Raw genomic sequence first — 18,954 nt, forward strand, 5'->3', positions numbered from 1 at the left:
GGTTGGCGCTTCGGCGCGCTATTGAGTTGTGCGACGCTGTGACCGAAATCGACGTGGTGGCGGTGAACGCCTCGCATATGCGCCAATTCGCAGCCGTGAGGTCGACCTCGCCACGAAGCGGTGAACCTGCAGGGGAAGCCGTGTTGGTTCCGCGCTGGGACCTCCCGCCTGAGCGCTATTGAGACTGCGCTGGCGGCGGGCTTTACTCGACGTTTTCCGCCACCAGCGCAGACTCAACGCTTCCCTACGACTTGCTGATCGCTTCCAAGCGCCTCAAGAGACGCGACCCCTCCTGGACTTCGTCGAGGTCCAGGTCCATCACCACGGACCCCATGTTCACGACGCCGGTGGCATGCTCCAGCACCTGCGGCAGGGACTCGATCACGTCGGCCAGCTCGGCGATGAACTCGCGGTAGCTCTGCAGCGGAACATCAAGCAGCCGTGCGCAATCGGCGAGTACGTCGGCGTACTGAGACGGCACCGACAACTCGCGGCAGCGTTCCGAGATCTCCAGCAACCGCTCGTGGTAATCCATCACGCGATTGGCGACGTGCTTGATCGCCTCGGCGTCGGACGTGTGGAACGGCGCCATGAATGCCGGTGCGGCCATGAAACTGTCGAGCTGGCTGGCCGAGGTGAGCATCTCGTCGATCAACCTCATGAGGGTGCGCGCGAACTCCGAACCCGTGTGCACCCGGATGCCACCCCCCGGCGTGAAACCCAACTCGCTGTCGCGTAGCCGCGGCAGCAGGGGAGCCCTGCGCTGCAACAGGATCGACGTGAACAGCGCCCACTCCCACGCCTGCGGCTTGTCCCGCTCCAGCGCCGTCAGCTCAGCAGTCGTGGTCGCCATCGTCGCGACCGGCTCGTCGCCCTCAGGAGACGGTGCCACCTTGCGCATCGCGGCCGCACCCTGCTCACCGTAGATCGCGCGAGGGTCACCGCTGAGCATCCATCGGTGCTGTCGATCGGCCCGCCGCCGCAGCTCGAACTCGCGCTTCTCGGCCAGCTCGCGTCGCTTCTGCACTTCCCGCGCCACCACGCGGCCGACGAAGAACAACCCCACCAACGCCCCCGCGCCGACGACCCACCAGATGTACTTGATGATGAACCCGACGATCAGCACCAGGATGAAACAGGCGACAAAACCCTCCCCGTCCGTCAACTGCCGTCTTGCTGCCATGAGCAGACACTACGAGTGACCACTGACACGTTGAGGCTGCGCTGGTGGCGGACTTTTTGCTCATTTCGGCGCCGCCAGCGCAGTCTCAACGCTAGACATGAGGCGGGGGAACAACCGGAGGAGAGGTCGTGGGCCAGCCAGAGACCAGGAGCCTCGATGAGCTCCGCAGCGCCCTGCAGCACTGTTACGCCGCGTTCGAAGCGCTGTGCGCGGAGCTGAGCGACGACGAGTGGCAGGCGCAGTCGCTGTGCCCGGACTGGACGGTCCGCGGCGTCGTCGACCATGTCACCAGCATCGAGGCCGTCATGGCCGGTTGGTTGCCAGACGACAGCACGACACCGCCACCGTTCGAGCGGGCCGGCGAATTCCTCACCGACAGCACCCCCTACCCCGACAAGGTCCGCGCCGTCTACGACCTGCGGCGTCGGGATCTAGCGGCGCTGGCCGACGACGACCTCGACCGCCCCTGCTGGACGCCCGTCGGCCCCGGCACCTACGGCCGCTTCCTGGCGATCCGCGTCTTCGACTTCTGGGTGCACGAGCGCGACATCACGATCCCACTCGGCCGGGCCACCGACGACACCGGCGTCGCCGCGGAAATCGCGCTGGCCGAGGTGGAGAACTCGATCGGCTACATCGTCGGCAAGAAGGTCGGCCTGCCCGACGGCAAGAGCCTCACGTTCGACCTCACCGGACCCCTTACCCGGCGGCTCCACGTCGCCGTCGACGGCAGGGCCGCAAGGGTCGAGCATCTCGACCACCCGGACGTCACGGTGACGACGGACTCCGCCACGTTCGTCATGCTGGCCTGCGGCCGCATCGACCCGCAGGCCCAGATCGACTCCGGGGCGATCAGCTGGACCGGTGACGACGAACTCGGTGACCGCGCCGCCCGCAACCTGAGGTTCACGATGTGAGCAGACGCCCTGTCTCCGTTGACTTCCACTTCGACGTGATGTGCCCGTACGCATACCAGACGTCACGGTGGATCCGCGAGGTGCGCGAGCTGACCGGCCTGCAGGTGAACTGGCGGTTCTTCAGCCTCGAGGAGATCAACCGTCAGGAAGGCAAAAAGCACCCGTGGGAGCGGGAGTGGTCCTACGGCTGGTCGATGATGCGCATCGGCGCGTTGCTGCGCCGACAGTCGATGGCCGACGTCGACGCCTGGTACGAACGCGCCGCGCGGGCGCTGCACGTCGAGGGGCACAAGCCGCACGAAAAGGCCGTCGCCCGACACCTTCTGGAAGAATTGGGTTTCGATCCGGGCCTGGTCGACCAGGCGATCGCCGACCCGACGACCGGCGACGAGGTGATGGCCGACCATCAGCGTGTCGTCGATGCCGGCGGCTACGGCGTGCCCACGCTGTTCTTTCCGGACGGGCAGTGCCTGTTCGGGCCGGTGCTCATCGACCCGCCCTCCGGCGAAGCGGCGCTGCGGCTGTGGGACGCGGTGACCGCGTGGACGGAGTTCCCGCACCTCTACGAGCTGCAGCGGCCGAAGACCGCGGCGGACCAGCAGCAGATCGCCGAGACCTTCCGCCCGTACCTGGAAGCCCGCGACTGGGTGTCGATCAACCGCGGCGAGGTCGTCACCTTCGACAAGCTTCGTTGAGACTGCGCTGGCGGCGTGCTCTACTTGGAATTCTCCGACGTGAGTGCAGTCTTAACGGAGGTCAGTGTTTGTCGTCGTCCCGGGTGGCCCGCAGCGAACCGGCATGGGCCCTGGCCGTCGGGTCGCTGCGCGTCTTGACCAGGCTGGCCACGGTCACCACCGCGAGGATCACCACGATCACCACCAGGCTGACGTAGGTGTCCACCTCCGGCACGCGTGGGTCGATGTCGACGTGCGCCCAGTGCAGCACCAGCTTGACGCCGATGAACGCGAGGATGATCGACAACCCCGTGGACAGGTATACCAACCGGTCCAGCAGGCCCTTGACCAGGAAGAACAGTGCACGCAGGCCGAGCAGCGCGAACGCGTTCGCGGTGAACACGATGTAGGGCTCGGCGGTGATGCCGAAGACGGCCGGGATGGAGTCCAGCGCGAACAGCAGGTCCACGCTGCCGATCGCGATGAGCACCGCCACCAGCGGCGTCACCATGCGGCGTCCGTCCACGCGGGTGATCAGCTTGCCGCCGTGATATTCGTCGGTGACCGGCAGGAAGCGCCGCGTCGCCCGGACCATGATGTTCTGTTCGATGTCGGGGTCCTCGTCGCGGTGCCGGAACAACTGGATCGCGGTGTAGATCAGCAGGATGCCGAACAGCAGGAACATGAACGAGAACAGCGCCAGCAGCGTCGCGCCGAGCGCGATGAAGATCGCCCGCATGATCAGCGCCAGGATGATGCCGAACGTCAGCACCTTGTGCTGATGCTCCTCGGGGACCGCGAACGTCGCGATGATGATCACGAACACGAACAGGTTGTCGACCGACAGACTCTTCTCGACGATGTAGCCGGCGAAGTACTCGGTGCCGAAGCCGCCGCCGTAGTTCACGGTGAACCACACCCCGAACGCGATGGCGACCAGGATGTAGAACACCGACCATGCGGTGGCCTCCCGGAACCCCACGCGGTGCGGCCGTATCGCGGCCAGCGTCAGGTCCACCGCGAGCAGGGCGATGATCACGCCGATCGTCGCACCCCACACCAACGGGCTGATATCGAGCATCTGTCGGCTGACCTCCGCGTCTCGGTTTTCTCCATCGTTGCGGGACATCCGGCGGCCGTCAAAGATGGGGCTACATTCAGCTGATGGCGTCCGCGGCGGTGTGGCAGTTCGATTCCTCCGACGGTGAGCTGTTGGTGACCACCGGCGTCAGCGGCCCGGCGGCGACGATGGGGCACCGGCTGACCCTGACGATGCCTTGGCAGGCCACGGTGCGCTGGGCCGACGACGAACCCGCCGAGGTGGCGGTGGTGGTCGACGTCGATTCCCTGGAGGTAATGCGTGGGGAGGGTGGCGTGAAAGGGCTGTCCGGTCCGGAGAAGGCACTGGCGCGGTCGAACGCGCTGAAGGTCTTCGACGCCGGCCGGTATCCGCGGATCCGGTTCCAGACCGACGACGTCACCCGCAGCGACGGCGGCTACCGCCTCGACGGGACGCTGGAGATCCACGGCACAGTACGCGCCCACGCCGTCGAAGTTCACGTCGACGAGCGCGGCGAGACCTGGAAAATAACCGGTGAGACCGTGGTCCGGCACTCCGACTTCGGGTTGAAGCCGTACTCGATGATGATGGGCGCGATGAAGGTCACCGACGAGGTGACGGTGTCGTTCACCGCGGAGCGCGTGGCGGGTTAACCGGGACGTCATTCGGGAACCCTCGACGGGCGCGTGTGCCGGAAGGAGGAGGACGTCGATGGGCTACCCGAACAGCGCCTCTCGTCTGGGCACCCGCTTCGGGCCCTACGAACTGCAGTCGCTGATCGGTGTCGGCGGGATGGGTGAGGTCTACCGCGCCTACGACACCGTCCGGGACCGGGTGGTGGCCATCAAGCTGCTGCGTGCGGACATGGCGGCCGATCCGAGCTTTCAGCAACGCTTCCGGCGGGAGTCCCGGATGGCTGCCCGGCTGCAGGCGCCCCATGTGATCCCGGTGCACGACTTCGGCGAGATCGACGGCGTGCTGTACATCGACATGCGACTCGTCGAGGGCGCCAGCCTCAAGGACGAACTGCGCGCCCACGGAACGCTGCCACCGGCTCGCACCGCCGCGCTCGTCGGCCAGGTCGCGGCCGCGCTGGACGCCGCCCACGCCAGCGGCCTGGTGCACCGCGACATCAAGCCGGAGAACGTGCTGCTCACCCCCGACGACTTCGTCTACCTCGTCGACTTCGGCATCGCCCAGGGCGGCGGCGAGGCCAACATCACCAGCACCGGGCTGGTCATCGGGTCCTGCGCCTACATGGCCCCGGAACGGCTCAACGGTGGTCGCGGCGAGCCCCCGTCGGATGTGTACTCGCTGGCGTGCCTGGTGTTCGAATGCCTCACCGGCCGAGCACCGTTCACGTCAGGTGACCTCCGCGAGGTGATGGGGGCGCACCTGTTCTCCGCGCCGCCGCGGCCGAGCGCACTCCGCCACGGCCTGCACCCGGCGTTCGACGATGTGATCTCGCGCGGCATGGCCAAGAACCCCGCGGACCGGTACCCGTCGGCCGGCGCACTCGCCGCGGCGGTCAGGACGGCCGCAGCCGCAAAACCGGCGCCCGCGGCTGCCCCGGTCCGCCCCGGTCCGCCGCCGAGCACCCGGCAGTTCTCCACCGCGGACCCGAACCCCGCTGCCCTCAGCCAGGTTTCGCGCCCGCCAGTGCCGGTGCCGGCACGCCCCGCACCGCCACGTAAGTCGCGGACCGCCCCGGTGTTGGCGATCGTCACCGTTGCGCTGTTCGGGGTCGCCGCGCTGCTGGCGGCGGTGCTGGTGTCCGGTTCCGACACCGGCGGGTCCGAACCCCGGATCGCCGCACCGAACCTGTCAGCCCCGGGCACCGCCTCCGAGGAGTCCACCCCCACGACGAGCGCCACCCCGATCGAGGGGGTGTCGGGCACCGATGCGCAGGGCTTTGTCGGGCACTCGGCCCGCTGCGATGCGGGAAGCACACCTGCCGCGGTGATCAGGACGGCGAACTCGCTGGCGGTGGTCTGCGAGAACGACTCCGGAAGCTACTACTACCGCGGCGAGCGGCTGCGCGACGGCGCCAGCCTGGAGCTGTCCGACGCGCAACCGGCGGGCAGCGGTTTCGTCGCCGTCAACCCCGCCGACGGGGCCCGGTATCGGGTGCAGCCGGACATGCTGACCATCTCCAGCAACGGGTCGGTGGATTCCGCGGAGCCGGCGCTGGAATACGGTTCGGCGTAACAGGTCACATCACCTTAATCTCGGCGAAATTCCGGTGGCACACCCGTGTCCTTCACTGGAGGCAGCCCACAGCCTCCTTTCGAAGGAATCCGCCATGACGCTCGAGGCCGATCCGACGTACGTACCCAAAGAACTGACCATCGTGCGCGGCGCGTGCCCGCATGACTGTCCCGACACCTGCGCGATGCTCTACCACGTCGAAGACGGCAAACTCGTTGACGTCAAAGGTGATCCGGACCATCCCATGACCAGGGGCGGTCTGTGCGTGAAGGTCAAGAACTTCCACGAACACCACTACCAGTCCGACCGGTTGCTGCACCCGATGCGCCGGGTGGGCGCCAAGGGCGCGGGTGAGTTCGAGCGCATCAGCTGGGACGAGGCGCTGGCCGAGATCAAGCGCCGGTGGACGTCGATCATCGACGAGTACGGCAGCCAGGCGATCATGCCGCACGCCTACCTGGGCCACCAGGGGGTGCTCAACGGGCTCACCGCCGGCGACGCGTTCTTCAACCGCCTCGGCTCCACCGTCGCGGAGAAGACCTACTGCGAGTCCGGGTCCTCGACGGCGTGGCACATGACCGTCGGCGGCTCCGGTGGCCTCGACGTCGAGTCGATGGCGCATTCGAAGTACATCATCGTCTGGGGCATGAACATGACCAGCACGAACCTGCACGGCTGGCCGTTCCTGCTGGAAGCCCGAAAGAACAACGGCGCCAAGATCGTTGTCATCGATCCGTTCCGCACCCGCACCGCGCGACAAGCCGACTGGCACATCCCTATCCGGCCCGGCACCGACGGGGCGCTGGCGCTCGGGATGATCCACGAGATCATCGCCCAGGGGCTCGTCGACACCGACTACGTCGAGAAGTACACCGTGGGTTACGACGAGCTGGCCGCGCGCGCCGCGAACTTCCCGCCCGAGCGCGTCGAGGAGATCACCGGGATACCTGCCGACGACGTCCGGACGCTGGCACGGGAGTACGCCACGACACCGCCCGCAGCGATCCGTCAGGGAGTGGCGCTGGAACGCAGCCGCGGTGGCGGCCAGGCCATCCGCGCCATCACCTGCCTGCCGGCGCTCATCGGTGCGTGGCGACACGTCGGCGGCGGCACCATGGAGATGCCGATCTGGGAGTTCCCGACGAAGTTCGACGCCATCTGCAAGCCGGAGTGGATCCCCGAGGGCACCCGGGTGGTCAACGAACTCGATCTCGGGATGGCGCTGACCGGTGAACTCGAGCTCGATCCGCCCATCCAGTCGCTGTTCGTCTACAACTCCAACCCGGTGTCCCAGGGGCCGGCTCAGGAGAAGACGATGCGGGGGCTGATGCGCGACGACCTGTTCACGGTGGTGAGCGAGCATTTCATCACCGACACAGCCAAATACGCCGACATCCTGCTGCCTGCCACCATGCAGGCCGAGCAGCTCGACATCATGGTGACGTGGGGCCACCTCTACATCTCACTCAACCAGCCGGCGATCGAGGCGCCTGGGGAGTGCGTCCCGAACGTCGAGCTGTTCCGGCGGCTGGCCAGGACGATGGAGTTCGACCAGGAGTCGATGGCCTACTGGGATCGGACCGACCGGGAGATGCTGATCGACTTCCACGACTGGGCTGCACCGGCGCTTGCCGGCATCACCTTCGAGAAGCTCGAAGAGGTGGGCTGGATGCGGCTCAACGTCGGCACGCCCGACACCCGGGCGCCGCACGCCGAGGGCAATTTCCCCACCCCTTCGGGCAAATGTGAGTTCAAGTCCAGCCTCGCCGAAGGCGGCAACTTCGTGGTTCCGGTGTGGCGGTCGATGTACGACGGGATGCAACCCGGCGGCTACGTCGACCCGGTCCCGGACTACATCCCGCCGTTCGAATCGCCGCAGTCCAATCCGGAACTCGCCGAACGCTTTCCGCTGAGCATCATCTCGCCGAAACCGCACGCGTTCCTCAACAGCCAGTACGGCAACGCGGCGGACAAGCAGCAGGTCCAGGGTGGGCAGCGGGTGTTCATCCACCCCGCCGACGCCGCCGAACGCGGCATCGGGGAAGGCGAGCTGGTGCGGGTGTTCAACGACCGCGGTTCGTTCCAAGGCCCCGCGGTGTACGAGTCGGATCTGATACCCGGGTTGGTGATGGCCAATGTCGGCCACTGGCAGGGGAAGACCTCGGGCACCACGGTCAACGCGATCACCGCCGACCGGCACTGCTCACTCGGAAACGCCGGCGTGTACGGCGACAACCTGGTCGAGGTCGAGAAGGTGGCGGATCAGGCCATCGCCGGCTAATCCGCCAGCTAGCTAGCCCACCGCACCGACGTCGCGTACTGCCCCCTTGTCCGCCGACAACGCCAGCGCCGCATAGGCCCGCAATGCCGCCGACACCACCCGCTCGCGGGAGCGGGGCAGGTACCCGCCGACCGACGCCAACAACGCCGCCCGGCGCCGCTCCAGTTCGTCGTCGCCGACGTCGACCTGGATCGTCCGGTGCGGGATGTCGATCGTGACGAGGTCGCCGTCCTCGACCAGCGCGATGGTGCCGCCGGCGGCGGCCTCAGGGGAGACGTGGCCGACCGAGAGCCCCGACGAACCACCGGAGAACCGGCCGTCGGTTACCAGGGCGCACACGCCGGCCAGCCCACGACCCTTCAGAAACGAAGTGGGATAGAGCATCTCCTGCATTCCCGGCCCACCCCGGGGCCCTTCGTAGCGGACCACCACCACATCACCCGGCTGTACCCGGCCCGACAGGATGGCCTCGACCGCGTCCTCCTGCGACTCGACCACCACAGCCGGGCCGGAGAACTTCAGGATCGACTCGTCCACGCCTGCGGTCTTGACGATGCAGCCGTCCGTCGACAGGTTGCCGCGCAGTACCGCCAGCCCACCGTCCTCGGAGTAGGCGTGCCGCACATCACGGACACACCCGGCCGCGGCGTCGGTGTCCAGGCTCTCCCAGCGCTGCGACTGCGAGAACGCCGTCGCCGACCGCACACACCCGGGCGCGGCGTGGAACAGCTCGACGGCGTGACCCGATGCCGAACCACCGCGAATGTCCCAGCGGCGCAGCCATTCCGCCAGTGAATCGGCGTGCACCGCGTGCACGGTCTCGTGCAGTAGTCCACCGCGCCACAACTCACCCAGGATCGCCGGGACGCCACCGGCCCGATGCACGTCCTCCATCAGGTAGTGCCCGTTGGGCGCCACCTTGCACAGGCAGGGCACCGCCCGGCTGCGCTTTTCGATGTCCTCCAGCGTGTAGTCCAGCTCCGCTTCCCGGGCGGCCGCCAGCAGGTGCAACACCGTATTGGTGCTGCCGCCCATCGCGATGTCCATCGCCATCGCGTTGTCGAACGCGTCGCGGCCGGCGATCGCGCGGGGCAGCACCCGCGCGTCGTCGTCGTCGTAGTAGCGGTGGCACAGTGCCATCACCGTGCGCCCGGCGTCCTCGTACAGCGCGCGCCGCGCGGTGTGGGTGGCCAGCGTCGACCCGTTGCCCGGCAGCGCCAGCCCCAGCGCCTCGGTCAGGCAGTTCATCGAGTTCGCGGTGAACATGCCCGAACACGACCCGCACGTCGGGCACGCTGCCTCCTCGATGCGGGCCAGGTCGGGATCGGACACCTCGTTGTTCACCGAGTCGGCGACCGCGGTGATCAGGTTGAGCCGGGTGCGCACCGTGCCGTCGACCAACTCGGCAGAGCCGCCCTCCATCGGCCCACCGGAGACGAACACCGTCGGGATGTTCAACCGCAGCGCGGCCATCAGCATCCCGGGGGTGATCTTGTCGCAGTTGGAGATGCACACCAACGCGTCGGCGCAGTGCGCATTGACCATGTACTCGACGGAGTCGGCGATCAGCTCCCGCGACGGCAGCGAGTACAGCATGCCGCCGTGACCCATCGCGATGCCGTCGTCGACGGCGATGGTGTTGAACTCCCGCGGCACCCCACCGGCCGCCGTGACGGCCTGCGACACGATTCGCCCGACCGGCTGCAGATGGGTGTGCCCCGGCACGAACTCGGTGAAGCTGTTGGCAACCGCGACGATCGGCTTGCCGATGTCGTCGCCGGCCACCCCCGACGCGCGCAGCAGCGCCCGCGCCCCCGCCATGTTGCGTCCGTGGGTGACCGTACGTGATCTCAGAACCGTCATGACGTCCACGCTGGTACCGCGGCCGTTCCCCGGGAAGTCGGCGCTGATGCTAGTAGTGCCGGTACTAGCCTGAGGTGTCGTGGACAAACGCGCGCAGCAACGCCTCGCCCTGGGCGAGTTCCTGCGTGCGCGCCGCGAGGCCGCGCCGCGCGCCGAACTGGGGCTGCCCACCGTGCCGCGGATGCGCACCAGCGGCCTGCGCCGTGAGGAGGTCTCGGTCGAAGCCGGGGTGAGCGTCACCTGGTACACCTGGCTCGAGCAGGGGCGCGACATCAATCCGTCCCGGCAGGTACTCGACGCCGTCGCCCGCGCGCTGCGGCTGAGCGCCGCCGAACACGAATACGTACTCGCGTTGGGCGGCTATGCCGCCGAGTCGGCGGGGTCCGGCGGCCCGCTGCCGGCGCAGATCCAGCGGTTCCTCGACGCGCTGGCCGGCTACCCGGCGTTCGCCATCGCACCGGACTGGGAGATCGTCGCCTGGAACGGGGCCTACGCCGCGCTCTACCCGAACATCGAGCACACCGCCGCGGCCGACCGCAACCTGCTGTGGCTGGTGTTCATGGACCCCTACATCCGTGACCTGCTGCCGGACTGGGACACCGACAGCCGCCGCTTCCTGGCCGAGTTCCGCGCCGACGCCGGCCCGCGGGTGGGGGAGCCATCGGTGACGGCGCTGGTCGATCGGCTGCTGGGCGCCAGCGACCACTTCGCCGAGGCGTGGCGGGCCACCGGCATCGAGCGCTTCACCTCCCGCGAACGCCGATTCCGGCACCCCGTCGTCGGCGACCTGTTGCTCGAACATCACCAGGTCGCACCGGTCGACGTCCCCGACATCCACATCGTCGCCTACCTGCCGGGCGCCGAAACCGTTGATGCGCAACGGCTTCGGCGGCTGATCGGGCAGTGACTCAGACGGCTGCCACCGCCCGGTAGACCAGATCGGAGACAGTGTGGCAATAGTCGTCATCAACCGGCTCACCGGTGTACAACGCGCGCATGTTGATCGGGGCGAACAGCAGTTCCAGCGCGTGGAGGAAGTCGACCCCGCTGCGTAGCTCACCGCGTTCGCGGGCACGGTCGAAGACCACACTGAGGCTGGCGGCACGGTCCCGCCACACCGTCTGCCGGATTTCGACACTGGAGATGTGGGCGTCACCGATGAGGTGCCCGCCGTGCAGCTTGCGGCCGGCCGCCGAGCTCACCAACGTGGCCATCCGGACCGCCAGCATGAACAGATCGCTGCGCAGGGATCCGGTGTCGGGCGGCCCGTCGGCATCACCGGGCCGGTGGGCCAGCGCGTCGCGGATCAGGGCGTCGGCGTCGGGCCAGTGCCGCAGAATCAGCTGCTCGTCCAGCCCGTGGTGATGCGCCATCGAGGCGAGGTTGAAGCGGTCGAGGCCCCAACGGGCCACTTCTTCGTGGACGGCAGCGACTATCCGATCCCGGTCATAGTCTGCCAGTGGATGGTCGTCCACCATCGGCTCTTCCTTTCAGCGCAACCCCCTCGCAGCTGATCCAGCAAACTCCAGTGTGCCACAGTTCGGGGCCCGGCAGCGAAGCGTTCGGCAAACTCCGGCCGGAGGTGGAGTCCGTTCGCGTCTACCATGAACGATGGCCGGCCGACGCCGATCGTCGAAGGGGAATCCGATGTCACTGATCGTCGAGCATTACGGCGACATCGGCATCACCCGACTGTCGCGGTGGATCTTCAACTGCTACCTCATCCACGGTGACCGGTCCTGCGTGGTGGTGGACCCCGGATTGCCCGGCAGCCGCGACGACGTCGCCGGGGTGCTTTCGGTGCTCGGTGGGACGGTCACCGCGGTGGTGGCGACCCACGGCCACAGCGACCATGTTGCCGGGGCGCCCGCTCTTGTCGGGGAAAGCGGTGCTGCGCTTCATCTCCCGGCGGTGACGGTCGGCTACCTGGACGGGTCGCAGCAACCGCGCACCCCCTCGCTGTCGAAGGTGGCGCAGATCTGGCCGACCCTGCTGAGTCAGCCGCTGGACACCGCGGCGCTCATCGGCTTCGTCCGCGGCGCGCAGATCGCCGGTTACGGCGGAGCCAAGGGAATGGTCGGTCAAGCGTTGCGGGGCGCCCGCCCCCTCGTCGACGGACAGCCCCTGCCAGGGGTGCCCGGCTGGGAGATCCTGTCGGTGCCAGGGCACACCGATGACTCCACCGCGTTCTGGCACGCCCAGAGCGCGACGCTGATCTCCGGCGACGCAGTGCTCAGCGCAGGTGATCGCGCGTGGTTCACCCCCGAGACCGTCGACGACGGGGCCGCCGCCCGCACCGAGGGACGATTGCGCGAGCTGCCGGTCGAGCACCTGCTGCCCGGCCATGGGCTGCCGGTACACAGCCGCGACGTCTGGGTCGACCGCCGCTGACGGGCCGACCTGTCGTTCAGACTGCGCTGGCGGCGGGCGCTTCTCGCACTTTGTCGCCGCCTTCGCAGTCTGAACGCATGGGGGCGCCCTATACCCCGGCAGGCACCCTGGCGCCGGACCGCATCTCCTGACGCAGCGTGTTGAACTCCGAGATGGTGCGGGTCGCGACGGTGGCGACCGGACGGGCATTGCGGCCGGTCGCCTCGGTCTTGGACACCATCACCACACTGTCGATGTAGGGCTGGATCGTCGTCGCGTTCTGCACCGTCGCCACGATCACCAGCTGGAAACCGAACTTGCGGAACGCCTGCAGCGCCTGCTGGGCAAACTGCGGATCCGACTTGGAGAAGGCCTCGTCGAGCATCAGCTGCGCAAACACCGGCCGGTTCGCTTCGTTCGTTCCCGCGTCACCGGGCGCCGCAAGGTTGAAGCTCAGCGCGCCGGCCAGACAGAACGCCATCAGCTTCTCCTGCTCGCCCCCGGAATTGTCCCCGGCGTTGCTGTGCGTACGGATCAGCTCGTCGGTGCTGACATCCCATTCCGCGCAGTCGAAGGTGAAGCGGTTGCGCACATCCAGGGCATCCCGCGTCCACGCCCTGTCCTCCGGCGCCGCCGACGCCAACCGGTTGCGCAACCGCAGGATGTCGGCGTACTGGTCCAGGATCGCCTGCTTGTCCCCCAACCCCACCTCGGCGATGCGCCGCGAGATTGCCCGCACGATCTCTGTCAGCTCCGACACCGCCGCCAGCGCCCGCGGGGTGGCCCGCAGCGTCAACCGGGTACCGCGATTGAACTCCACCGCGCCCAGGCCTGTGTTCACCCGGTCGATCTGCTCGCTGATCCGCCGCGCCTCCTGCTCGGCCACCCGGTGCAACGTCAGGATGGCATCCGGGGCCTGCTCGGTGACCAGCCGCATCATCCGCTCGTAGGCCTCCGGCAGTTCCCGCTCGTCGATGTGGCGGCACAGCGCCACGTAGTCGTGCACCCGCTCGTCGAAATCGTCCGAGTCGTTCGGCACCGCGTCCGGGAAGGCGGTGTCGAACGTGTTGAGGATGCGGGCCAGCTCGTCGTAGGACCGCCGCCGGCTCTCCCGCAGCTGTTCGCGTTCCCGCTTGATCGCGGCGAAGAGCGCCTCCCGGTGCGGCTCGGGGTTGAGCAGCTCCAACGACACCGGGATCTGCGCGGCGTAGCGGTTCAGCAACTCGGTCAACGGTTCGGACACGAATCGAGGCTCGTCGCGCGAGCGCCCATCGGCCGCCGGCGCCAACCGCTCGGACAGCTCCAGCAGCTGGGTCCGGCGCCCGTCCAGATCGTCGCGACGGGTCTGCACCGCGCCCCGGCGTGTCATCAGTTTCTGGATCTGCGACCAGCATTCGTCGGCGCGGGCGTTCAACGCCTCGATGTCGGGATGCTCGGCGAGCAGCAGTTCGTACTGTTCGCGCAGCCGGTCGGCGTGCCCGTCGGCGGTCTCGATGTCGATCTGGCTCCACTGCGGGTACTGCTCGCAGATCGCCTTGCACGCCGCGGCGCGGTCGCGCCACTGCTGGCGCTGGGCGGCGATCTCGTCGGCCGCGCGGCGCGCCTTCTGATAGGTCTCCTCCGCGGCGGCCAGATCCATGGTCAGCGCGTTGATCTTGGCCGACACGTCGCCCTGGTACAGGTACTCCGACTGTTTGAGGGGACGCCGGTCGTCCTTGATCGCCAGCCGGTCGGAGTCCTTGTACAAGCCGGTGTCGGTGACTGCGCGGCGGAACCGGCTGAACACCTCGGGGGTGTCGACGCAGATGTGGTCACCGGCGCTGCTGACGATGTCGACCGCCTCGGCGGCGCACGGGTGTGTCGGATCGACCGTGAACAGCTTGCCTGCCAACGTGTTCGGCTCGGGCTCACCGGGCACGGCGCCGAACGAGTTGACGCGGACATGGTGCAGGGCCAGCCGGCCGCGCATGTTGGTGTCGTTGACGAACCGCAGCACCTTGGCGTGGTGCCGGTCGGGGACCAGCAAGCGCAGACCGGCGCCGCGCAGCACCTTCTCCACCGCGACCCGCCACCGGTTCTGCTCCGGCCGCAGGTCCATCAGCTCGGCGACGTAGGGGAGTTCGGTAGCCTCGACACCGATTGCGGCGCAGATGTGTTCGCGCATCGTCAGCGCGAACTCCGGCAGCGCCGACCCGACGTGCTCGACGCGTTTGAGTTCCTTGGCGGCCTCATCACGGGTGATGCGGGCCGCCTTCTGGGCGTACTCGGCGTCGGTGGAGGCTTCCCGGTTGCGTTCCACCCGGGCCAGCAGCTCGGTGGCCTGGGCGAGCAACTCCTCGCGCAGGTTCCAGAACTCGTCGGCGCTGTCCGGGATGTCGAGGCCTTGGGCGGCGAGTAGATCCTCGTAGCCGTTGCGGCGCCGCGACACCTGCTCGGCCTCGGTCTCGGCGGCGGTGACCTGCGACTGCAGCGGGCCGATGCTGGAGCTGGTCCCGCTGATCTGGGCGTTGAGCGAATCCGCTTCGGCCTTTGCCAGATTCAACGACCGGGTGACGTCCTCGTATTCATTGTCGAGCTGGTCGACGGTGGTGTCCAAGGTCGCGATCTGCGTGGGGCACTGCGCCAACCGGACATGATCGGTGAACGCCCGCACCATGGGCGCGTCGACCAGATCTATGATCCCCAGATCCGAGGACTCCGAGGCGTAGCGCTGCTGGATGGTCTCGATATCGCCGAGGATCTTGCGTTTGCGCTGCGCGACGGCCAGCAGCTCGCGGGCTTCCACCAGCGGGTCGATCTGCTTGAGCGCCTCCGGCAGCCGGGCCAGGCTGCCCGGCTCGTCGAGCATGAACTCCCGGACGAACTGTTCCAGTCCGCCAACACTTTTCAGCGACTTGGCCTTGCCCAGCAGCTGCTGGGCGGCATCGGAGGCGCGGATGCCGATGGTCGCGTACAGCTGGGCCAGGTACTGCGACTCGACCTTCGTGGTGAACCGCCAGCCGTCACACTTGAACACGCCGGTGTCGAAGCGGCCCGCGGCCCAGCGGTTGCACACGTCCTCGATGTCGAGGTCGCCGTCCCCGAGGACGAAGCGGCTCGACGAGTCCGAACGGGATTCCCCGGTCAGCCATTTGAGCACCAGGCCGGTGACGGTGCGTCCGGAGTCGCCGGCGTAGGTGACCGCGACGGCCGACCAGGCGGTGCCCTCGCCGCGCAGATACATCACCCGGCTGGTGCCGCCGTCGCTGCGTTGCCCCCATGCGCCGCGCACGTACTTGTCGACGGTGCGCCGGCCGGCACTGGATCCGGCGGCGGTGTTGTCGCCGGAGGCGTTGAAGTTGCGCCGGTTGAACGGCAGAAAGCCCAGCGAAATCGCGTCCAGCAGTGAGGATTTACCACTTCCGGAGGCGCCCGCGATCAGCGCTCCGCCCGCGCTGAACGGAATCGAGTGGTACCCGTCGAACACGCCCCAGTTGATGACCTGCAGCCGGGACAGATGGAACTGCTCAGTCATCGATCGCAACTTCTTCCTGGTCCTGCGGGCTTTCGCCGCGCATCAGCAGCTCGAACTGCTGTTGGAGCTCGGTGATGACCGAGGCGGTCATGATCGCGGAGATCACCGGGCTGATGGTGTAGCTGTCCTCGTCGTCGCGGCTGCGGCGCAGGATCTCCAGCCCGGCGAGCCGGGCGATGGCACCGTCGACGCGCGCGGTGAACGTGACCGCGTCGCGGTCGGTGTCGTTGAGCACGCCGGAGAACAATCCGTGCATCTCCTCCCGGCTGATCAGCACCGCCTGCCCGCCCGAGGCGCGCATCATCTGCGCCAGGTGCAGCGCCAGGATGGAGTCGTAGGTGCCCAGCGGCTCGCGGCGCAGAAGCTTGATGCCCCTGGCGGATTCGTAGCGGGCCTGCTCGACGAAGGCCACTGCGTCCGTTTCGAAGGCTCCGTCGACGACGCGCAGCATCAGGTCGAGCTCGGAGAGCCGGACACTGAGCTGGTCGCGGTACTCGAGCACCCAGCGGTAGACGTCGGCGTCGGTTTCGGCGCTGATGTAGCGACGGGTCAGCAGGTGCTGCAGCGCCCAGCAGGCACGGTCGGGCAGCTCGGAGACGTCCCCGTCGAAGCGTGGCCTGCGCTGGTGCGGCGGCCGGGTGGTGGAGTCCACCTCCGGCAGCTGCGAGAACGCGGCGAAGTCGGCTTCGTGGTCGGTCGTCACTGTGCTGCTCCGACGAGGGTGGAGATCGGCTCGGTGAACATCAGATGCGGGACCTCGATTTCGCGGTCGTGGCCGTCGAGCGAGCGGAACCGGACCGTGCTGGACGTGCAGACCTCCGCCGCGGTGGGTTGCTTGAGCGCCCAGGACCACAGCACGATGACGTGGCCCAGGTACGCGGCCTCCAGCAGCCCGACCGCGTCCGGGAGAGACACCGGACCGTTGGTGAGCGCGGAGTTGATGGTGTCCGACATCGCCGGCGCGTCGACCTGGGTGGTCAGGGCGGCGAAGCTGGTCAGGTCGATCTCGGTGCCGCCTGGCTGGGCCGGTCTGGGGTTGGACAGGTCCCCGATCTTGAAGCTGAGCGCACCGACCGAGCTGATCGCGTGCCGGGCCAACGGGACGTCGATGTCCAGCCGGGAATCGGTCAGCGAGGTCTTGAGCAGGCCGCGCGCTGCGCCGATCGCCTCGTTGAGCTGACGGGCCAACCCGCGGCTCTGCTCCAGCGTGCCGAACGCGGTGAACCGCTTGACCCGCTGGGCGCAGCGCTGCTGGATCCGTTCGACCTCGTCGATCTGGTGGCCGACCAGCTCGAAGAATTCGGCCATCACCTTGCGCAGCGCCGGATCCAGGTCCGGCAGCGCCTCGGCGACCGCGGCCACGTCGGCCTCGAATTCGGCGCGCTGGTCGGGGTCGTTGATCATCCGCAGGAACGCGCGGTGGGAGTCGCGGCCCTGGGAGTCCCACGCCGCCTGGTAGTCGGTGTACATCTGGCGCTGCCGGTCGCGGTAGGCGAGGTTGCTGTCGATGGGGTCGTCGAGGGCGGCGGTGGCCTGCTCGATCATCGTGCCGTACTGGCCGATGTCGGTGATCAGCCGTTCCATCTGCAGGGCGATGGCGCGGGCCTCGTCGTAGGAGTCGGTGACATCCGGGGCGGGCCGCTCCCCGGCGTCGAGTTCGTCGAGTTCGGCCTGCAGCAGCGTGATCTCGGCCTCGATGTGCTTGCGGACGCGTGCCGGGTCGTTGCCGACGCGCACGGCCACCTGCTTGAGCCGGGAGGCGATGCCGTTGATCGAGCCGCCGGTGGCGATGGTGTCGTTGCGCCGCATCCCGCGGACGAAGTCCAGCGCGCGGCGCGCGTCCTGGGTCAGGTAGCAGATGTTCTGGTCGTGGCGCTGGGCTCGGGTGTCCACGATGCGGTGCAGCCAGCCCTGGCTGGCCCAGGACTTGATCAACGCCAGCCCGGACTGCCCGTCGGGATGGTCGAGCTCGGCGAGGTCTTGCTCGAGCCGCACCACCAACTCGGTCTCGGGGACGGCGCCGCCGATGAGGTGGCGCTCCATCAGCGTCGCGTACAGCCCCAGATTCAGCGTGGCCAGCAGCCGCAGCGCGCGGGATCCCTGCACGTCACGGTTGAGTTCGAGCAGCTCAGCGGCCGACAGCGCAGCGCCGTCGGGGGTTCCGTCCACGTGGGCTCCTCGATGCGTCTGGCGTCTTCGTCGGACGGTCCAAGATAGGTCACCGCGCCGACACGGGCGGCGCAGGGGTGAGGGGTCAGCACAGCCTGTCGTCGAGCACCGACAGTGCCTGCTCGAGCGCGGCCTGGGGCAGCGGGATGCCGTGTGAAGTCACCATGATCACGCCGACGATGGCGCTGGCCATGACCTGACGCTCCTGCTCGTCGGCAGGGCCGTCGGGCCGTCGCAGCAGTGCCGTGGCGACGAGGTCGGCCAGCCGAAGGTAGGCCGAGTACACCAGCCCGCGCGCCTCGGGGACCGTGTAGAGGATCCGCTGACCGGTGAGGGCATCCTCGCGCTGGTCTGGGTCCAGCGACCCGAACACCGAGGTGACGGCGTGGCGATACGCCCGGACGTAACCGAGGTTGGCAGGGGCGTTGACGAAAGCCTCGACGATGGGCGAGATGTGGTCGTCGGACAACAGCAGCCCCTCTTTGCCGCCGAAATACCGGTACAGCGTGCGGGGTGACACCTCGGCGGCCGCGGCAATCTGTTCGACGGTGGTGTCGGCGTACCCTTGCTGCTCGAACAGGCGGAACGCCTCGCGGCGAATCGCCAGGCGGGTTCGCGTCTTCTTGCGCTCTCGGAGGCCTCCCGAGCGGTCTGACGACGCCGGATCAGTGCTGTTCATCAGCGGGCGACGCTATCGGAAAGCAGCTCACCGTGC

Annotated in this window: 15 protein-coding genes; 7 read left to right on the forward strand and 8 right to left on the reverse strand. The window is 68.2% G+C overall.

The features are described 5' to 3' along the window. Positions 1-244: 244 nt before the first annotated feature. Positions 245-1,183, reverse strand: coding sequence for a hypothetical protein (locus BEMPMBAN_RS32130; RefSeq protein WP_159235506.1), 939 nt, complete (start codon positions 1,181-1,183; stop codon positions 245-247). A 128-nt stretch (positions 1,184-1,311) separates the two neighbouring features. Here BEMPMBAN_RS32130 and BEMPMBAN_RS32135 point away from each other — a divergent pair, with 128 nt between their 5' ends. Then, positions 1,312-2,100, forward strand: a complete 789-nt coding sequence (locus BEMPMBAN_RS32135; RefSeq protein WP_159235507.1) for a maleylpyruvate isomerase family mycothiol-dependent enzyme — start codon at positions 1,312-1,314, stop codon at positions 2,098-2,100. Next, entirely contained in the window at positions 2,097-2,795 is a 699-nt protein-coding gene (locus BEMPMBAN_RS32140) for a mycothiol-dependent nitroreductase Rv2466c family protein (RefSeq protein WP_159235508.1), read from the forward strand. Before BEMPMBAN_RS32135 ends, BEMPMBAN_RS32140 begins: the two co-directional genes overlap by 4 nt. A 61-nt stretch (positions 2,796-2,856) precedes the next feature. On the opposite strand, the gene BEMPMBAN_RS32145 is transcribed toward BEMPMBAN_RS32140, so the two are convergent. Beyond that, positions 2,857-3,855 (reverse strand): TerC family protein, encoded by a 999-nt coding sequence (locus tag BEMPMBAN_RS32145; protein WP_159235509.1) that lies wholly within the window; start codon positions 3,853-3,855, stop codon positions 2,857-2,859. 83 nt (positions 3,856-3,938) lie between these two features. On the opposite strand from BEMPMBAN_RS32145, the gene BEMPMBAN_RS32150 reads away from it, so the two are divergent. From BEMPMBAN_RS32150 to BEMPMBAN_RS32160, 3 genes are all read left to right on the forward strand, one after another. After that, positions 3,939-4,487, forward strand: a complete 549-nt coding sequence (locus BEMPMBAN_RS32150; RefSeq protein ID WP_200846202.1) for a YceI family protein — start codon at positions 3,939-3,941, stop codon at positions 4,485-4,487. A gap of 58 nt (positions 4,488-4,545) precedes the next feature. After that, positions 4,546-6,042: a serine/threonine-protein kinase gene (locus tag BEMPMBAN_RS32155; RefSeq protein ID WP_159235510.1), complete on the forward strand. Its 1,497-nt coding sequence runs from the start codon at positions 4,546-4,548 to the stop codon at positions 6,040-6,042. A 94-nt stretch (positions 6,043-6,136) separates the two neighbouring features. Beyond that, positions 6,137-8,323, forward strand: coding sequence for a molybdopterin-containing oxidoreductase family protein (locus BEMPMBAN_RS32160; RefSeq protein WP_159235511.1), 2,187 nt, complete (start codon positions 6,137-6,139; stop codon positions 8,321-8,323). A gap of 12 nt (positions 8,324-8,335) precedes the next feature. On the opposite strand, the gene ilvD is transcribed toward BEMPMBAN_RS32160, so the two are convergent. Further along, positions 8,336-10,186, reverse strand: a complete 1,851-nt coding sequence (gene ilvD, locus BEMPMBAN_RS32165) for a dihydroxy-acid dehydratase (RefSeq protein ID WP_159235512.1) — start codon at positions 10,184-10,186, stop codon at positions 8,336-8,338. 79 nt (positions 10,187-10,265) lie between these two features. On the opposite strand from ilvD, the gene BEMPMBAN_RS32170 reads away from it, so the two are divergent. Continuing rightward, positions 10,266-11,093, forward strand: a complete 828-nt coding sequence (locus BEMPMBAN_RS32170; RefSeq protein WP_159235513.1) for a helix-turn-helix transcriptional regulator — start codon at positions 10,266-10,268, stop codon at positions 11,091-11,093. A gap of 1 nt (position 11,094) precedes the next feature. Here the strand turns inward: BEMPMBAN_RS32170 and BEMPMBAN_RS32175 are convergent, their stop codons facing one another. Then, a complete protein-coding gene (locus BEMPMBAN_RS32175; RefSeq protein ID WP_159235514.1) occupies positions 11,095-11,664 on the reverse strand; it encodes a TetR-like C-terminal domain-containing protein in 570 nt (189 codons plus the stop codon). Positions 11,665-11,833: 169 nt separating this feature from the next. On the opposite strand from BEMPMBAN_RS32175, the gene BEMPMBAN_RS32180 reads away from it, so the two are divergent. Beyond that, positions 11,834-12,577, forward strand: coding sequence for an MBL fold metallo-hydrolase (locus BEMPMBAN_RS32180; RefSeq protein ID WP_159235515.1), 744 nt, complete (start codon positions 11,834-11,836; stop codon positions 12,575-12,577). Between the two features lie 88 nt (positions 12,578-12,665). Here BEMPMBAN_RS32180 and BEMPMBAN_RS32185 read toward each other — a convergent pair whose 3' ends face one another. The 4 genes from BEMPMBAN_RS32185 to BEMPMBAN_RS32200 all read right to left on the reverse strand — a co-directional run bounded on the left by BEMPMBAN_RS32185 (position 12,666) and on the right by BEMPMBAN_RS32200 (position 18,918). Continuing rightward, on the reverse strand, positions 12,666-16,070 hold the full coding sequence (locus BEMPMBAN_RS32185; protein ID WP_159235516.1) for an ATP-binding protein: 3,405 nt from the start codon (positions 16,068-16,070) through the stop codon (positions 12,666-12,668). Further along, on the reverse strand, positions 16,063-16,773 hold the full coding sequence (locus tag BEMPMBAN_RS32190; protein ID WP_159235517.1) for a DUF4194 domain-containing protein: 711 nt from the start codon (positions 16,771-16,773) through the stop codon (positions 16,063-16,065). Before BEMPMBAN_RS32190 ends, BEMPMBAN_RS32185 begins: the two co-directional genes overlap by 8 nt. After that, complete coding sequence (locus tag BEMPMBAN_RS32195) at positions 16,770-18,239, reverse strand: DUF3375 domain-containing protein (protein ID WP_159235518.1); 1,470 nt, start codon at positions 18,237-18,239, stop codon at positions 16,770-16,772. The genes BEMPMBAN_RS32190 and BEMPMBAN_RS32195 overlap by 4 nt, the downstream gene beginning before the upstream one ends. Before the next feature lie 85 nt (positions 18,240-18,324). After that, positions 18,325-18,918 carry a TetR/AcrR family transcriptional regulator gene (locus tag BEMPMBAN_RS32200; protein ID WP_159235519.1) on the reverse strand — a complete coding sequence of 198 codons (594 nt, stop codon included), beginning with the start codon at positions 18,916-18,918 and terminating at the stop codon, positions 18,325-18,327. Positions 18,919-18,954: the final 36 nt, after the last annotated feature.

This window comes from Mycolicibacterium austroafricanum (assembly GCF_902705885.1).
In the GTDB taxonomy this organism is placed as follows: Bacteria; Actinomycetota; Actinomycetes; order Mycobacteriales; family Mycobacteriaceae; genus Mycobacterium; species Mycobacterium vanbaalenii_A.